Raw genomic sequence first — 17,225 nt, forward strand, 5'->3', positions numbered from 1 at the left:
GTTTAGGCTACGAACCCTGGGTCTTCTTCTTCTTCCCAGTCGTCGTCTTCCTGCTGCTGAGGGTCATCCTCTGGAACCGGTTGGTTCATCAGGCCCATGATGTCATTCAGTGTTGGTTTGCTTCCGCCACTAGACCCTTTTGTTCCACCCCCTTTGGTGCCCCCGCTGGCGTAAACGACGGTGTCTTCATCGTTCCAATCGTCTTTGGGGTCTCCATCATACGCAGGCAGTTCATAGACCTTTCCGGAATTGCCGCCAGTTCCGCCCGAACCCTTGGTTCCACCAGATCCTTTGGTTCCACCAGATCCTTTGGTTCCGCCAGATCCTTTGGTTCCGCCCGAGCCTTTGGTTCCACCAGAGCCTTTGGTTCCGCCCGAGCCTTTGGTTCCGCCCGAGCCTTTGGTTCCACCAGATCCTTTGGTTCCACCAGATCCCTTGGTTCCGCCAGAGCCTTTGGTTCCACCAGAGCCTTTGGTTCCACCAGATCCTTTGGTTCCACCAGATCCTTTGGTTCCGCCAGAGCCTTTGGTTCCGCCAGATCCCTTGGTTCCGCCAGATCCCTTGGTTCCGCCAGATCCTTTGGTTCCACCAGACCCTTTGGTCCCACCAGATCCATTCGCCTCGTCGTATTCGTCAGCTATCGTTTTCTGGTACCATTCATCGAACTTGTCGCCTTCGACGCCACCATTGTGATAAGAGTCTGTGCTGCTCGCTTTGGCATTCAATGCATCATCTTGCGTCAAAAGTTCTGGCGTTGCCCCGCTTGTGTTAACGGCAACTCCCATGCTTTCTAGATCGATGTCATCCAAGGAAAGTGGCCCAGCATTTGACCAGATAGTGAAGTTGATGTGTGGGGTTTCACCATCTGTTGAATCTGGTGACGTTCCAAACTGAAGCGCGCCATCAAATGGTTGATCGGTCATGAACCCATTAGAAAGGGTGGTTACACCATTGGGGTCGGCTTGTTGTCCGGTCACTCCGAATTCGTTTAAGGGCGGATCAAAGACAAGATCTTCGACGGCGGAATCCTGCGCCATATTGAAAAAGAAGCCGTCAATATCAGCGGGTGTTCCGGCCCCTTCAGTCGGTGCAAGCTGAATAAACAGACCACCGTTTTCGATGTCGATTACTTCAACGGTGACCTGAGACTCGCTGCCAACTTCAAAAACCGCCTTGGTCTTATCGTCGCCGCCGCCAGATCCATTGGTGCCGCCTGAACCCTTAGTGCCACCCGAGCCTTTGGTTCCGCCCGAGCCTTTGGTTCCACCCGAGCCTTTGGTTCCACCCGAGCCTTTGGTTCCACCCGAGCCTTTGGTTCCACCCGAGCCTTTGGTTCCACCCGAGCCTTTGGTTCCACCCGAGCCTTTGGTTCCGCCCGAGCCTTTGGTTCCACCCGAGCCTTTGGTTCCACCAGAACCCTTGGTTCCACCCGAACCGTGAGATGTATCATACCATTCCGAAAGGACTTGATCGTACCAGTCGGCTAAATCGGAGCCGTCTACTCCACCGTTATAATAGGAGCCGCCTCCCCAATTCCAATTTCCGTAACCCATAAAATCATTCCCCTCTGCTGGTGCGATGTTCCGCCTGAACCGCAAAACGGCATATGCCCCCACAATGCGCGTAGCTGCAGCAGAACTTTGAATGGGGCTCAAATTATGGGCCGACACGAACTTGGGCAATTTTGTGTCAACTTTCAGGTGGTTTTTATACAATTCGCCCCAATTTTCGGACACAATCTGGTGAAAGTCGGGGGGATTGTTTTGACGTTGTGCAAAAACCGGAAGCGCCTCAGAGCGTTAACTTTAGGAATCAACGCTGCTGCTGTTCTCGTCTTAGCTTTCTAAATTCCTCAAATTCGCCAAATTTGGGCTGTACCACTCGCTTGCATAGTCAGCGTCCCGTGGGCGCAAGAGTAACGAAACAAGAGGTGGTAGTGTGGCCAAGGGTAAAAAAAGCAACCGTATGACACGGATTGTCGACGCAGCTGAAGAGCACTTTGGCCGCCCTGTAATGAAAGTCACGGCTCCGGGGGGCGAAGGACGCTCCAGCTTTCGACTGCATTTTGAAAACATGGATGTCATTGCCACCTTGCGCCCAAATTTTCGACGGACCCATCTCGAGGCGTTTGTTCTGGAACGGTTGCGCACCTATTGTGATGACGTACCGGAATGTCTGGGCGTTGTTGGCGAGGTGATGTTCCAAGCGGATGTAGGTCGCCGCCGCCTGAATCAGGAAATCGTACAACACGATGCCGCAAAACAGATGGACCTTGCGGCAGAAGCTGTTGCAACGATTTTCAGGTTCCAAAGCGCTGCACGTAAGACCGATCTGAATAAAATGATGCCACATTTGGGCGCCAACCAAGGCTGGGTCAACGGTCTGGTTGATGGGATCGAAACCTTGGAGCTCTACGGCTCGGGGGTGCCAAAACAGTTTGACCGGGTTGCGGCCTGTGAACGTCTGACCCAACCCGGCCGACAGTTCGTCAAATGGGACTGCCGCTCAGGCAATGCCGCGATTGGCCGGGATGAAAAGATGCGCTGGTTTGATTTTGAATACTCGGGCATGCGCCACGGTGCCGAGGATTTTGCCTGGCTCATCGGCGATGAAGCATGGCCAATTTCACCTGAAAAGATGGTGGACGTCATTATCGAACAGTTTGACCCTGAGTGTGGATATGAGATCGCGGATTATTTGGACTACCTGTCCGTTTACCTGACCTTCCACAGCACGCAGCGTCTAAAGCTGATCCTGAACGAGGCGCAAAAACGAGGGTGGCTCTCGAAAGAGCGGGTGCGCAAGTATGATGACGCGGGAGTACACCCGGAGTTCGCCGCACAAATTTGCGACGTTGGGCGCTATTTCTCGGCGCAGTCCAAAATTACTGCACCTCTGACACAGGGTTTTGAGGCTGCAAAAAGCAGTTTTCAGGAGATCCTCAAAGAGGGTCGTTCGTTAAAGAGCGCCTGAGGCATGGATGGCGTGGTGGAGTTCCCCGCTGAACGCAACAGAGCAGACCCGGGCGGGTTTCGCGTCGACAGTATCGAAACGTTCGATGGATTGCTTGCGCTTAAATCCGAGTGGCAGCGCCTAGAGCGCTTGGATCCGGAGAACACGGTTTTTCTGTCCTGGGACTGGTTGGCACAAGCCTTTCGCCAAACCGTTGGGCGATGGCGTGTTTTGGCGGTTTACCACAATGCCAGATTGGTTTGCGTGTTGCCTCTGAAATACCGGGTTCATTGGAGTACCACGACCGAAGCGTTTCAATCTGAAATCGAAGCGGGCGGGCGCTTGTTATGGAGCGAATACACGGGTTTTTTGTGCGATCCTGCTGTTGAAACAGACGCCATTCCGATGCTGAGCAGCTATTTGCGGGGCTTGCCTTGGTCCCGATTGAACTTGCGATATGTAGGGTCCGAAGATCGATCTGCGTTGTTCATGGGGGGATTTTCGCAAGCTGAATATTCCAAGCGCTGGGAAGAATATCGGATAAACAAGGGCGCTGTGGACAACCTGTCGTGTCCTCAGATTGCGCTGCCGAGTGATTTCGATACTTACCTGAACCAAGGCCCAAGCAAAAACACCCGTCAAAAAATACGCAGGTTCACACGAAAATACATTGAAAGCGGAGAGCTGACCTTTGCTGCAGCAACCGACGAAACGGTCAAGGAAGACTTGGGTGTTTTACTTCGGTTCTGGATGTTGAAATGGTCGAAAACCAAAGGAGCGGAAGGCGCGCGTTTGGTGGCCTCAAACTATCTGCGGATGCTGAGCACCGCGCATCGGCTGGGATTGCTCTATCTTCCTGTGCTACGCAGGGGCCAGCAACCGATTGCGGCATTGGGGCACATATTAGATCCTAAGATGAAGCGGGTGCATTTTATCGCGGCAGGGCGAGATGAAACAGAGCAGGGCGCATATATCGGTCTGCTGATGCATTCCCAAAGTATCAGATGGGCCATTGACCAAGGGTATGCGGTCTACGACTTCTGCCATGGGGATGAGCCCTACAAATTCAGTTTTGGGTCAAACGCAATCAAGCTCAAGTCGATCCTCATCCGGCGTCGGGAACTGCCCCGTGGTGGCCGGTCACTTGACCCTCTTAATCACCGTGAAGCTTTGGCGCGCGTGCTAGAGTTTGTAGAGGCGGGTAAAAACAAACGCGCCGCACTGGGATGTCGGCAGTTGCTCTCTTTGACCCGCCCAACCGTGCCCCCAAAATAGATCTGCGGGGGCAGAGCACTTTATCTGTGTGCTAGGTTTTGCACGAGGTAGTCAATGAACGCGCGCACTTTGGGCTGTGTAAACCGGCCCTCTGGATAAACCGCGTAGACGGTTTGCGTCTGCGGATACAAATTAGGCATGGCATTTTGTAGCCGACCCTCTGCGATCGCATCCGCGTAAAGGAAGTCAGGTAAAAAGGCGATACCAAGCCCGGCTTCGGCGGCATGAAGACGGGACTGGCCATCGTTCACGGCCAATTCCCCCGAAACGGCGACAGAGCGGGTTGTGTTATCTTCTGTTTCAAAGTGCCAAACATCGCCGCCCGGGCGCAGAGAAGCGCTCAGTAGCTTGTGTTCGGTTAGATCAGCTAAGGTAGCAGGCATACCTGCCTCATCTAAATAGGCTGGGCTGGCGACTAGACGCATCGGGTATTTCAGCAGTTTGCGTGCGCGCAACGTGCTGTCTTGTAAGGCCCCCGTGCGCAACGCAACATCGACTCCCTCAGCGATAAGATCCAAGCTTTTGTCATTGAGCTCCAGATTGACGGCGATATCAGGGAATGTACCGAGAAATCCGGCCATCAAAGGCGATAGCTCGTGAATGCCGAAATCAGTCGCGGCGGAAATGTTCAAGAGACCAGCGGGTTGGGCATGCAACGAGGCAACCAAAGCATCTGCGTCTCCAGCATCATTTAGAATGCGGCTGGCACGATCATAATAGGCTAACCCGATTTCCGTCGGATTGACCCGACGGGTGGTCCGGCTGAGCAGCCGTGCACCCAAGCGCGACTCTAGGGACGAGATGTGCTTGGAAACGGCTGACTTCGAAATACCCATGCGTTTTGCGGCATCGGTAAATCCACCTTCTTCAACAACCTTGGCAAAGGTCTCCATCTCGATCAGTCTGCTCATGTAATCCCCTTCAGTTTTCAAATGCGGTGGGCAGGCAGAGTGGGCTGAGGACTCTGGGCCTTGTGCAAGTGACATGGGGTGACGGAAAATGAGGCGCCTACGAATTAGAGCCAAAATTTTCTGAAAACTGGACAAATTTTGTGTATTTTGAGTTTTGGCACTAACCTAAAGATATAAACGACAACAGTTCCGGGATGCGAATGTCTATTAACCTCAATACTTTGAGTGCCTGTATCAGGGGCGGGTGGTGCAATGTCAGATCGTGATATCACGCCAAAGCATGGGGCGGTCTTTGTACAAGTGCTTGCCAGAGATCTGCTAGAACAGGGGATTTCCGAGCAAAAGGTGTTTGAGGGAACCGGTTTTGGCCCTTGGGTGTTAGAGCAAGATAAGCCTTTCGCTCCTTTTGATGATATCGCCGGCTTTTTTGAACACGCCGCCGATTTAACAGGGGACGACACGCTTGGCTTTATGCGGGGCGCACAACGAGAAATGCGCCGCACTGGGTTGATCAGTTATGTTGGCCTCGCATCTCCGACGGTTTCGGATTTCATTCACAACGTGACGCGCTACCGCCAGGTGTTCAGCGATGCAGTTGAGGTCGATATCGGTCATTTGCAAAGAGATGGAATTTTGCGCTGGCATTTTTCTGTCCCATCTATGGTTCGGCGACGCCAATACGTAGAGTTCGGGGCCTCTGGGTTACTCCATGCGATGCGTCAGGCGGCCAATAGGGATTTCTGCCCAAAGTTGGTGACGCTCCGACATTTGCGAAATACAAATGTAGACGTTTTAGAGCGGTTTTTTGGGTGCGAGGTTCAGTTTGGTGCAATGCACAATGCATATTACTTTCACCAAAAGGATTTGGAACTACCGCTGATGACCGCTGATAATGAACTCTACAGCGTGCTGACGGATTATTGTGAGGCGATCTTGCAAGACAAATCCCGAAACTTGCCACCCATCGTCATCAAAGTAGAACGCGCAATCGCGGATCGACTGGCGAAAGGAGAGGCGCATCAAGAGGCCGTCGCGCTCGCGCTGGGCATGAGTGCGCGAACGCTCGCCCGCAGATTGGCTGACGAAAACACGACATTTTTCAAAACCCTAGAAGAACTACGATCGTCCCTCGCTGTGAGCTATCTGAAAGACAGCAATCTGGTGTTGGCAGAAATTGCGTATTTGCTGGGGTATTCTGCATTGAGCAGCTTTAATGAAGCGTTCAAGCGCTGGACAGGTCAGACACCAGGGCAATTTAGGATCAGTTAGCGGTTTGTATCGTCGTATTGCTCTGCCTGTGCGCCACCGTGGTGTGTAAAACGGTCAGAGATTGTGGCGGCCGTCTGAATTTTGCCACAATTCAATCGATGTCCCCCATTCTTTACGCAAGGTCGTACGGCGTGATTCTACTGAGGAGAACTCGTTGAATTTCGAAACAATTGACGATTTTTCGTGTGATTGGTTCGCGAGCTATGTGAAAAAACCATGTTTTTCTATAGTGTTGGCAAAAGAAACAATCTGTTTACGCGGTATTTCTTAAAATTTTCACAGTGAGTGTTACTTTCCATCATGGCAGAAATACGGCTTAAAATTGTCTGGTTCTTGCCTATATCTCGACTGACAATGGTGTGGGTGTCTGGAGATAGAACTGAAACGTTTGGGTGAGCTGCTGATCCTGAGCAATGATAGTAGTGTGTTTTAGGTGCTGCGCGTCGAAGGGCTGATCGTCACGCATCTCCGTCATGTCTCTTTGGGGGGAATGATGAAATATTTTTTGCACGAGGCTAGTTTGGTCTCAAGTGGTGCGTTTGCGTTGGCCCATTCGGATTCTGCTTTGTCAGCCCCGGAATTAGTTTCATTACCACATGCGGCAAACTTGAACGCTCCGGTAATGAATGCGCGCTCCGCGGCCAAAACATCAAACGGTTGGTATAGTGCAGCTGGAAAGCGGGCCTTTGACTTGGTATTGATCCTGTTGTTCCTGCCTGTCTGGGTGCCTGTTGTCGCGATATGCGCACTTGCCTTGTGGATCGAAGGTGGAACGCCGTTTTATCGTCAGGATCGCTTGGGCAAGGGTGGAAAACGGTTTTCAATCCTGAAATTGCGCACGATGGTTATGGATGCAGATGTGCGTCTTGAGCGTCTCCTCAAAGAAGATACAGACCTTAAGAAAGAATGGGATACCACCCAAAAGCTCAAGGATGATCCCCGCATTACCCCGGTAGGTCGTTTCTTGCGCAAGACATCATTGGATGAACTGCCACAACTGTGGAATGTTATTCTGGGTGAGATGAGCCTAGTCGGCCCGCGACCTATGATGCCTGAACAGTTGTCTATCTACGGCCCTCCAGCGGCTTATTTCGCGATGCACCCAGGGATTACAGGCGTGTGGCAGGTGTCCGCTCGCAACGAAGATCATTTCTGTCTTCGGGCCAAAATGGATGAAACTTATGCCGAAACCGTTAGCTTCTCCGGGGATGTTACATTGCTGTATCGGACCATGGGTGTTGTGCTGCGTCAGACCGGATATTGAGCCTTAACTGGCCGAGATCGTAAAACTTAATTATTACTGAGTGGCTTAGGAGCCGGCATATGGCTTATCATGACCCGAACCTCGTAACAGATGTTGCACCGGTCAATTCGACCGAACAACGGAAAGACATTGAAGAGATGAGCGATCAGTCGCCGCGTCCCTTTCGCCGCAAAGCGGCCCTGTTGGCCGAGGCCGACCTGACACTCGACCCAGAGACAGACTCGGGTTCGGTTTCCGAACAGATTCCCGAGATAGACGAAATTCGGCCACTGTTGCCGATGACCTTGCCAGAACCATGGGAACGCCTGCGCCGTGTTCCATTTGGTGTGCGCAAACATCTGCTTGCGCGGGCTCCTTTGGTCAATTTCTTTCGGGCAGACCCGGCTGCCAAGGCGTTTGATGTATTGCGAACACGGCTTTTACAGACCCTTAAGGCGCAAGGTTGGTCTCGTGTGGCAATCGCAGCACCGACAAGCGGCTGTGGAACAACCTTTACTGCTGTAAACTTGGCGCTCAGTCTGGCTCGGGTGCCTGAAACCAGAACGGTTCTGATGGACATGAATATGCGTCGTCCTGGCGTTGCCGCCGCAATGGATATCGACAGTGGTGGTCAGATGCGTCGCTATCTGAAGGGCGATGTTGAAATGGTTGATCATTTGGTGCGTTGTAGTGATGGCATGGCCGTCGGCTTGAGCGAAGGTTACGTTACCGACGCTGCCGAATTGCTGCATGCGCAATTCAGTCACGAGGTTCTGGATGATTTGACTGACAGTCTTGAACCAGATGTTGTGCTGTATGATATGCCCCCGGTGTTAGAACACGATGATCTCGTTGCGTTTACGTCGCAGGTCGACGGCATCTTATTGGTTGCGGATGGAACACAAACAACTGCCGCGCAGATCCGCGCCTGTGAAGAGGTGCTGGGGTCAGATACGCCACTGTTGGGCGTGATCTTGAACCGTGGACGTGGCAGTGGTTTGGAAAACTACGCCTTCTGACACGGGGTTGTGACGCAGATCCGCCTTAGTTTTGCCGACAAGCAGTGGTAATGTCCTGTTGAGCGGCCCTGAAATAGGGCTATTTGAGCAATAAGCAGGGCATAAAGCCCGACGTGTTGGAACGAAGCACATGGGTTCAATTTTTTCTCTGGATGACTTTCTGGATATGACGCGCCGCCGCGCGCTCCTCATATTTGTGGTTATCGTTTTGGGGACCCTTGTATCGTTGGGTTTAGCGCTCAGCCAAACGCACGAATATGAATCCGCCGAGGTTCTTCAGATCGTGCAACCCAAAATCGCCGATGATTTTGCTAAATCTACCGTTGATGGATCTTCGGCGCGTCGCCTTCAGATGATCCAGCAACGTTTAATGGCCCGCGATATGGTTCTTGAAATCGCAGACCGGTTGGGGGTGTTCGCTGACCAGCCAGATAAACGGGATTCCGAAAAGGTCGCTATTATTCGGCAGGCCGTGAATATCGAGGGGGTAGCCGCCGCGCGCGATGGGTATACAGATGATGGTACAATCTCTGTTTTGACAATTACAGCACGGATGCCAACACCGGAACTTGCTCAAAGGCTGGCTCACGAATTTGGAACCCGCACGATTGAGCTTAGCAAGCAGAGCAGGCGTGAGAAAGCCAATGAAACGCTTGCCTTTTTTCAGGCTCAGGAACAAACACTTGCGGCTGAGATCAGCGCGCTGGAAGATGAAATCACGAAATATCGGAACGACAACAATTTATCGCTCCCGGGAAGCGTTGCTTTTCGGCGTGAGGAAATCGCGACGATCAACTCTGGCCTTCTCGAAATCGCCCGAGAGCGCATCGAAGTTGAACGTGGGATGGAGCTTGTCGAAAAGAACGAGCGTCGCGCAACAGCAGACCGCTTGCGCGGGGATTTCCAAGAGAAACTGGCAACGCTGGACGCGCAATCAGAGTTGTTGTTGGCAAAAAAACGTGAACTGGAACAGTTGATTGAATCCAGCCCCGGAATTGAACGGCGATTGGCAAGTTATGATCGGCGCTTAACCCAACTCCGTGATGAGATGGAACGCATTGCGGGGCGTCGTACGGATGCTGAGCTTGGTCTCCGTCTTGAAGATGATCGTCAGGCCGAGCGGCTAACTGTAATCGAAGAGGCCGCGCAACCAGACTTTCCTGTAACCGAGAGCCGTAAGAAGAAAGCAGTTGTTGGCGCAGGGTTGAGCGTTTTCGTGGCCTTTGCCTTGGCTATTTTCTTGGATATCCGAAATCCGGTGTTGCGGTCTTCGGCGCAGGTTGAACGGGAACTTGGGTTTAAACCTGTCGTAACGGTGCCCTATTTGGACACGAGCGCACGTAAGAAATCGGTCTGGGGCCGTATCGGGCAGTTCTTTTCGCGAAAACCCCAAGGGCCTGCGCCTACGGACTGATCGTTACAATTGTGAGATTAGACTGGTCTTGTCCCAGTGTAATGACATTACGGATGCCGCAAATAAAGCGAGTGTGATGACGGCGACCAGATCGTGAAATGGTCCCCATGCATGGTGTTTGCGCGCAAGCCAAACCTGAACAGGATAAACCAAGAACGGCACAACTCCGATGGCCAGAATGGCTCCGATTAAGCCAAACTGGGTAATTCCAATCAGGATTGCCGAGATTTGCAGGCTTGCACGGATCAAGTTCAGTATGAAAAAAGACCGGCCGTCTCCCGCGGCCAGAGCGGCCTGATCATATGTCATTCCAATGACTTGTGGAATAAGTGCGAGCGAAACAAGGGTAACAATCGGGCCAGATAGAAGATACCGATCATCATACATAAATGCGACAAGAGCAGGTCCAACAAAGGCCATGACCAAAAGCAGCCCGGCAATAAGGGATGTCATTCCAACTCGCATGATTTGGTGTTTGCGTTGATTTTCGCGATTCATGAACGCGGGCTTGTCTCGATAGATGGGGATCGCGATGCGTTGGTTGATCGCAAATCCTAACATGCTTGGAAAGCTGCCAAGGAAAAACCCAATGTTATAAAGCCCCAACATTTCAAGCGACAAGAACCGACCAAGGATCGCCCGGTCACCTTGACTGATGAGAAATGCCAGACCGGTGCTGAGAAAAATCCATTTCCCAAAATGGGCCAATTCGGCGGCAGCCGCTGTCTCCCAACGAAATTTATTGCGCGCTCCGGGTAGGAAAAAATGGGTCAGAACAAGTTTTGCGACTTCTTGCAGGACGCTGCCAAGCACCAGTGACATAATCGATTGCGTCATTACGGCCATTACAATCATAAAGACCAGGCCCAAAACTTGACTGATCAGATCCAGAACCGTTAGGCGACCGATCAAGAGATGCCTGTTTGCGGTTTCTATCCGCGTTGGATTGAATCCCGAAACCAACAAGGCCACAGCGGCGATGGGCAAGTAGGTATTCAGGTCTGGCTCCGAATAAAACTGAGCAACGGGCCCTGTCACAAGGCAGGCGACCCCAAACAGAAGTGTTCCGCGTATGACCTGAATCGTCCAAGCCGTATTCAGGAAATCCGGGTCATCCCCGCGTTTACTTTGGGCGATAGAGGGGGAAATGCCGACATCAGAAAACAACATCAAGCCAACTGTTACGACGCTGACCAATGCCATCAAGCCAAAGGCTTCGGGAAAAAGCAGGCGGGTAAGGATCAGGTTGGATGCCAACCTGAGGGCCTGACTGCCGCCATATCCGATAAGAACCCAAGAGGTGCTGCGCAGGACACGTGCAAATAAACTAGAGCCACTAAAGGCTGCAGCCGGTCGGGTCATGTCTGTTTCCGTTCATCATACCCAAAGGGTAGGGCCAAGCCGTGTTAACCTATGCTCTCGTCCCAAACGCGTCAATCAAAGCCAAAGGCGACATTTCAAACAGCTGCTTCTTTTCAGGTGAGGCTCAACACGATAGGTATATTGAAAATCCGTTTCACGGGGATGTTGATGTGAAAATTGCTTATGTATTGAATACTTACCCTCAACCTTCGCACAGCTTCATCCGACGTGAGGTGTTGGCGCTAGAGCGTCAAGGCTTTGAGATTTCCCGGTTTGCCATGCGCAGATCTGCGGCGGAATTGGTGGACCGACAAGATCAGGCCGAGGCGGAAAAAACAGACTATATTCTGGACCGGGGTGCGCTGGGATTGGTTTTTGGATTGGTGCGATCTGCATTGCGTCGCCCCGGGGCCTTTTGGCAAGGCGCAAAGACGGCCTTTCGCTGCGGTCGGGCGTCACCAACGGGTGTGTTGCGTCACGTGATTTACCTGGCCGAAGCGGTCGATGTGGTCCAACGGGCAAAATCCGCTGAGATAGAGCATCTGCATGCCCATTTTGGCACCAATGCCGCGACGGTTGCGATGCTCGCGCATGTTTTGGGTGGGCCAGAGTATTCATTTACGATTCACGGACCGGAAGAATTTGATGCCCCTGCGGCTTTGTCTTTGGGTTCAAAATTGGATAGGGCCAAGTTTGCGGTCGGCGTCAGTCAGTTCGGCCGGAGCCAGCTCAGCCGATGGGCAAAATTTGAATCTTGGAAACACCTGCAAGTGGTTCACTGTGGGATTGAACCACATGCGTTTGCCGTGACCCAACCGATGTCAGAAAGCACCCTGCATTTGGTTTCGATTGGTCGGTTCGTCGAGCAGAAAGGGCAAATGGTCCTGATTCATGCGTTGGCGAGGTTGCGCAATACCCATCCTCATATCCATCTCACATTGGTTGGAGATGGCGAAATGCGCGCAGATTTGGAACAGGCTATTGCCACGCTTGATCTAAGTAAAATGGTGACGCTGACAGGATGGCTGGATGAGGCAGGCGTACGCGCAGCTTTGGGGGCTGCACATGTTCTGGTCATGCCCAGCTTTGCCGAAGGTTTGCCCATGGTCGTGATGGAGGCGATGGCCGCCGCACGGCCTGTCATTGCGACCTACATAGCGGGAACCCCGGAATTAGTGGTGGATGGTGAAACAGGCTGGCTCGTCCCCGCAGGAGATGCGCAGGCTTTGGCGATTGCGATCGAACGGGCTGAACACACCCCGCGGTCTGAGCTGGATCAGATGGGGCAAAAGGGGCGTCTGCGTGTGTTAGAGCGTCATGATATAGATCGCGAAGCGACGAAACTGGCGACGTATTTCCGCACCAATATCAATGATCGCTTACCGCCCTCGAGCCCAGTTTGATTTATCCCTGAACAAGGGTGTTTTGACCGCGAGGCTGACCGTTACATACATGCCGAACCCGATTGGATCGCATATCAGCCTCCGGAACTTTCCGCTTAATGGGACGCCCGGTGTATCATCGTTTTGCATCAGTTCTGGGAACTTGCGCTTGATTTCGTCCACACCTGCGTTTTGGCGCCGGCGCACTTTGACCAGATTGGCAAAGCCTTCGACCATTGGCCAGGTGTATCCCGCTGCAACACGTATCCGTTCCGTTGGCGCAAAGCTGAGGCGTGCAAAGGTGTCATCGGAAATGATATCGGGCCAGTCGTTCCAGCGCGCGCGCCCTTTTGCATTCACCGCGAACAACCCAAAACCGGGGACGCCAGTGGTAACAAAAGGAAGGGTGGCCCAGCACCGGGCGTAAGCCCGTGTGATCCAGCTCGACGCGCGACTGACACGCGGAGATCCACTTGCATAAAGTGACACATCAGCAGAAAGCGCTTTGACGATCTGCGGCAAGAGATCGGGATCAAGTTGAACATCCGCGTCGAGATAGGCGCGGATTGTTCCGGTCGCTGTCGCATCGCCTGCCTGCAGTGCACCCAGCTTTCCCCCTTGTTTGAGATCCAGCACTTTCCACGTCCAGCCCAAGTGTTCTGCAGCATCCCGAAAGCCGTTCGCCAACACGACCGTGGTATCGGTGCATCCGTTGGCAACGATCACGACGTCGGTTTGCCACCCTGCGGGCAGCGGGGCAGAGGCCAGCAAAGCCCGCGCGCAGTCTTGGATATATTCCGCCTCGTTATGGGCGGGCAGGATCACGCTGAGAGTTTGGTTCATTTAAAGCTGTCCACCACATCCCACCGGGGGTTCTGGTCGCTCAGGAAGCGCAGATGCCCCCAACTGCCCCATTTGTTGGCGGGGTAAACATCTGCATAGGCGTTGAACAGTTTGCCACCGATCGCGTGCCAACCTTGGATCAGCTCTTTGTAGAGCTCGCCCATTTCCGGGGTGTAATTGAGATGAGTGAGAAAGGCGGTCAGTTCGTCGTCATCAACGGGTGGTCCGACGCCGACCACGTGGCTGCCCCCTTCGTACATAATTAGGTCCAAATTGTACTGTTCGGCGATTTGGGCGTGATAGGGCAGGCGTTCGGTTAGGTTGTGGGCCAGCGTATCGACATTCTCACCGCTTGTTGCGCCATCACGCAATTCCGCCCAGGCTTGGATAGTGGCCAGATCAAAACGATGCTCTGCGACATATTCCTCGTGTGCCGATCCGGACAAGCCTTTGGCATCTGCCTGTTGTTGCGCTGCCACCAAACTGTCGTTGAGCCATCGTTTGACCATGGGTTGGCGGGCCTCTGCTCCCAAAAGGGCGCTGAAATATCCAGTGACGGCATAGGCATCAAAATAGGTCGCGGGGGCTTTGTTTTCGGCGCTTTCATCCTGCCAGTGTGGTGCCCTTAGAATCTGATCTTCCAACCCGAGCCAACCAGTTTGCGTCGAAATCACTTTGACCAAGCGGTCACCGGCCTGATCGCCATAAACCTCTGACCATATTTCGGCCATTTCCATAGCACGCACTGCGTAATACGAAACCCAGAGGTTGTCTTGTTTCCATCGTGCTTGGGCTTGTTCCTCGGCCCAGGCAGCCTGCTGAAATTGCCAGTTCCACACTTCGTTTGAAAGTTCGACATAGGCTTTTTGCTCGATCCAGAGCGTGTCGCGCACATAGGTCGCGAATTCCCGAATGTAGGTGTCACCCGCCAGATGGGGCATGTTGAACCAGCCGTCGGCCCCCGTGCGGTTCAACAGCTCAACCATGATTTCCATGGGAACGCCATGACGGCCATAGGTATAATCATCTGGCTTCGGGCGGTCTTTCCAAGCCGATTGTGTTGAATCGTTGGTTTCCATCCAATCCATGAAGCGAAAGGCGGAAAACCCCTGCATTCGATCCAACCACAGCGGATTAAATATCGCTCCCGCATCGTAGGCCGCAACATGGTCCAGCTTGACCACTGAAATATTGCGAACGTAATCCCCGCCCAAATGCGTGCGTTGAATACGCAAATCCACGCCGCCAAGTCCGGGTTCATAGTCAAACTCGACTGCGTTCTTACCGTACCTTACATTTGTGCCGCGACCAGAAACCTCGATGACGCCTTTGCCCTCGTAGCGTAGGCGATAGCGACCGGCTAATGACACAGCTTTGGGCGAGATATCCGTGAGGATCAGCGTGCCGATTGACCCGAGTTCTGGCGGGATTGCGACCGGCCAACCGTGGGCATCCAGATAATCTGCTGCTGCCAGATCATCGTGGTTTGCACCGCCCCATTCGCCGGCTCTATGTCCAATCCAGGGGCGGGCGGTTTTGAACACGTCCAAAAATGGTTGCTGCACGGACCAGTCGCTGACTGCCGCCAACCCAATTGCCATAGGAACCTTGGCGTCGGGGTCCAGAGGCGGCGCAAAGCTTTCGGCTAGAGTTTGTGGCGACGCAGACTCTTGTGGCGCTTGTTGCTTTTCCTGATCGGGCTCTTCGACGTCTTCAGGTGGTGGTGCGGGGGTCTCTTCCACTGCGCGAGCCACCTGAACCGGATGAGCGGCATAATAGTCTGAGACGGCCTCCCAAGCTATGTCCTGCAGGCGTTGCGCTTGCAGCGGGTTGAGGGCTTTGAATGGCTGGCCCCAAGGGTCTCTCAGACGTCGTTTTATCCCTTTGGGGGGTTCCCCTGTGACGGCCGCATATTGGACCATCGTCAGGAAATAGAACCCAAAATCGTTGGGGTGTATGTCATCAAAAAAGAACTGATCGATCCGAGTGAACCCCGGCACGGTCCCATTGGCGATTTCATCGGTCAATCTGGCGATGGCTTGACCCGCTGGCAACAGGCGCATCGGTTCGCCCGGTTTTGATCGGTTGGCATTGACGCCATCGACCACAGATTGCCAGAGCGCTAGATCTTGATCCAAACGATCGCGCCAAGGGATGTCCGCAGCGGCGTCAAATTCAGTAGACAGCCCGCTGCCCGAGCGTAAATCGTGCCATGTTTCCTGCAGGAAAACGCGTGCATCAGGGTTGGATTGCACGGCCAAATCGTAATACCGCGTCGCGACCCCAATGGTGTCACTGTATTCGATATGGTTGGCAAGCGGGATGGCCTCGGTCAGGATAACGGCGTTGTATCCGCCTGTCGCCAAAGCCTCTCTGGCGTTCATGCCTTGGGCTGTTGCACCATTGTCCCAATTATATCCAAGCGGCGAGCCGTTGATGATCTGCATTCCCACAGTGATGCCCCGGTTGCCGAGTGCGCTGGCAAACATGTCTGGGTTGGTTGGACCAAATAGGCTGTGACCGATGAAAAACACACCCGTTAAGGTGGAAAGCCAGCTCATTGAGGAATCCCCGTCTTTGGATAGGAGGTGACCGTGGACCAGACCGTCTCTTGCATCAAGTGTGCAGTGTTGGCCGGGACAGCATTTGCGCTTGTACCATCGGCCCGCAACAGTTCATAGGGCAACCCAACAGGAGAGCGTTGATAAAGCACAGCATAATGCGTCAGAGCGACAAGGTAATTGCCAGTGTCGCTAAGATGAATTGGATCGATCTCGCCTGTTTCTGTGCGCGAAAACAGGTCCTCTCGGGTGGAAAGACCGGGAATGCCGCCCCTTGCATCCACCTGTTCGATCAAACGCGCCATGACTTGGCCAGCAGGGATCACATAGATGGGGCGATTTGGGGCGTTTTTCAGATCAGGGAGCAGAACTTTTTTTTCCCACAGGGCGCTTAGGTCCGCGTTGACCCGTGGCAACCAACCCTGAGGGTCATCCAGACGGGGCCATGTTTCATAAAGAAAAACTTGGGTATCCGCAGAAGACTGGCGGGCCAGTTCGGCCCATTTCGAGAGGTATTTCGCGCTCTTGTGGTATCGGATTGCAGCGCGCAGATCGACCATTTCGGTCAGGACCACCGCGTCGTATTCGCCAGATCCGATGGCTTCGGTCGCGGGGCGAAAATGAGGATGTGCATTTTCCGTCTCAAAACCTGCAATTGGAACATCGGGATACCAATGTTCACGTAAAGAGGTGCCCCAGCCCAACTGGCTATCATAGCGGTGATCCGACCCCGCCAACTGCGCGAGCATGGCTGGGATGTCACGGCCCACAAGGCTGTGGCCCAAATGATAAACTTTGAGAGGACCTTGTGGCATCGCCGCTGGGGTGGCGTATGCGATTGTGACATTCTGTGGCTCAAGGTTGCCTTTGGGCAAAGCCCACCAAATCGCCATACCCAATAGGAAGAGGACCGGTAACATCAGTACAATTGCACGCATTCCTGATCCTTTCGGCGGTTCCTCTTCGTTGGGTGATCCGGTTACCGTCGCCTAGT

13 protein-coding genes are annotated in these 17,225 nt (G+C 53.3%); 7 read left to right on the top strand and 6 right to left on the bottom strand.

Annotated elements, in window-relative coordinates; translation table 11 throughout:
- Positions 1-2: 2 nt before the first annotated feature.
- Positions 3-1,553 carry a hypothetical protein gene (locus tag ABWV33_RS00300; RefSeq protein ID WP_353328510.1) on the bottom strand — a complete coding sequence of 517 codons (1,551 nt, stop codon included), beginning with the start codon at positions 1,551-1,553 and terminating at the stop codon, positions 3-5.
- A 412-nt stretch (positions 1,554-1,965) separates the two neighbouring features.
- Here ABWV33_RS00300 and ABWV33_RS00305 point away from each other — a divergent pair, with 412 nt between their 5' ends.
- Together ABWV33_RS00305 and ABWV33_RS00310 are read left to right on the top strand one after the other, a co-directional pair.
- On the top strand, positions 1,966-2,973 hold the full coding sequence (locus ABWV33_RS00305; RefSeq protein WP_353328512.1) for a hypothetical protein: 1,008 nt from the start codon (positions 1,966-1,968) through the stop codon (positions 2,971-2,973).
- A 3-nt stretch (positions 2,974-2,976) separates the two neighbouring features.
- The gene (locus tag ABWV33_RS00310) at positions 2,977-4,227 is read left to right on the top strand and encodes a GNAT family N-acetyltransferase (RefSeq protein ID WP_353328514.1); all 1,251 of its coding nucleotides are present in this window, start codon (positions 2,977-2,979) and stop codon (positions 4,225-4,227) included.
- A gap of 20 nt (positions 4,228-4,247) precedes the next feature.
- Here the strand turns inward: ABWV33_RS00310 and ABWV33_RS00315 are convergent, their stop codons facing one another.
- Positions 4,248-5,138: a LysR family transcriptional regulator gene (locus ABWV33_RS00315; RefSeq protein WP_353328516.1), complete on the bottom strand. Its 891-nt coding sequence runs from the start codon at positions 5,136-5,138 to the stop codon at positions 4,248-4,250.
- Between the two features lie 252 nt (positions 5,139-5,390).
- Here ABWV33_RS00315 and ABWV33_RS00320 point away from each other — a divergent pair, with 252 nt between their 5' ends.
- From ABWV33_RS00320 to ABWV33_RS00335, 4 genes are all read left to right on the top strand, one after another.
- Entirely contained in the window at positions 5,391-6,407 is a 1,017-nt protein-coding gene (locus ABWV33_RS00320; RefSeq protein ID WP_353328518.1) for an AraC family transcriptional regulator, read from the top strand.
- Positions 6,408-6,900: 493 nt separating this feature from the next.
- Complete coding sequence (locus tag ABWV33_RS00325) at positions 6,901-7,671, top strand: sugar transferase (protein ID WP_353328519.1); 771 nt, start codon at positions 6,901-6,903, stop codon at positions 7,669-7,671.
- A 59-nt stretch (positions 7,672-7,730) separates the two neighbouring features.
- Positions 7,731-8,669, top strand: coding sequence for a CpsD/CapB family tyrosine-protein kinase (locus ABWV33_RS00330; RefSeq protein WP_353328521.1), 939 nt, complete (start codon positions 7,731-7,733; stop codon positions 8,667-8,669).
- A 130-nt stretch (positions 8,670-8,799) separates the two neighbouring features.
- On the top strand, positions 8,800-10,083 hold the full coding sequence (locus ABWV33_RS00335; protein ID WP_353328523.1) for a GumC domain-containing protein: 1,284 nt from the start codon (positions 8,800-8,802) through the stop codon (positions 10,081-10,083).
- Between the two features lie 3 nt (positions 10,084-10,086).
- Here ABWV33_RS00335 and ABWV33_RS00340 read toward each other — a convergent pair whose 3' ends face one another.
- The gene (locus ABWV33_RS00340) at positions 10,087-11,445 is read right to left on the bottom strand and encodes an oligosaccharide flippase family protein (RefSeq protein WP_113821876.1); all 1,359 of its coding nucleotides are present in this window, start codon (positions 11,443-11,445) and stop codon (positions 10,087-10,089) included.
- Between the two features lie 170 nt (positions 11,446-11,615).
- Here ABWV33_RS00340 and ABWV33_RS00345 point away from each other — a divergent pair, with 170 nt between their 5' ends.
- Positions 11,616-12,848, top strand: coding sequence for a glycosyltransferase (locus tag ABWV33_RS00345; protein ID WP_353328525.1), 1,233 nt, complete (start codon positions 11,616-11,618; stop codon positions 12,846-12,848).
- Here ABWV33_RS00345 and ABWV33_RS00350 read toward each other — a convergent pair.
- From ABWV33_RS00350 to ABWV33_RS00360, 3 genes are read right to left on the bottom strand one after another with little or no spacing between them, the layout of a single operon-like run.
- Entirely contained in the window at positions 12,825-13,670 is an 846-nt protein-coding gene (locus tag ABWV33_RS00350) for a glycosyltransferase family 2 protein (protein WP_353328527.1), read from the bottom strand. The two genes, ABWV33_RS00345 and ABWV33_RS00350, sit on opposite strands and share 24 nt — an antisense overlap.
- Positions 13,667-16,231, bottom strand: a complete 2,565-nt coding sequence (locus ABWV33_RS00355) for a hypothetical protein (protein WP_353328528.1) — start codon at positions 16,229-16,231, stop codon at positions 13,667-13,669. The genes ABWV33_RS00350 and ABWV33_RS00355 overlap by 4 nt, the downstream gene beginning before the upstream one ends.
- A complete protein-coding gene (locus tag ABWV33_RS00360; RefSeq protein WP_353328530.1) occupies positions 16,228-17,169 on the bottom strand; it encodes a hypothetical protein in 942 nt (313 codons plus the stop codon). Before ABWV33_RS00360 ends, ABWV33_RS00355 begins: the two co-directional genes overlap by 4 nt.
- Positions 17,170-17,225: the final 56 nt, after the last annotated feature.

It is taken from the genome of Phaeobacter sp. NW0010-22, assembly GCF_040365955.1.
Lineage (GTDB): Bacteria > Pseudomonadota > Alphaproteobacteria > Rhodobacterales > Rhodobacteraceae > OMPR01.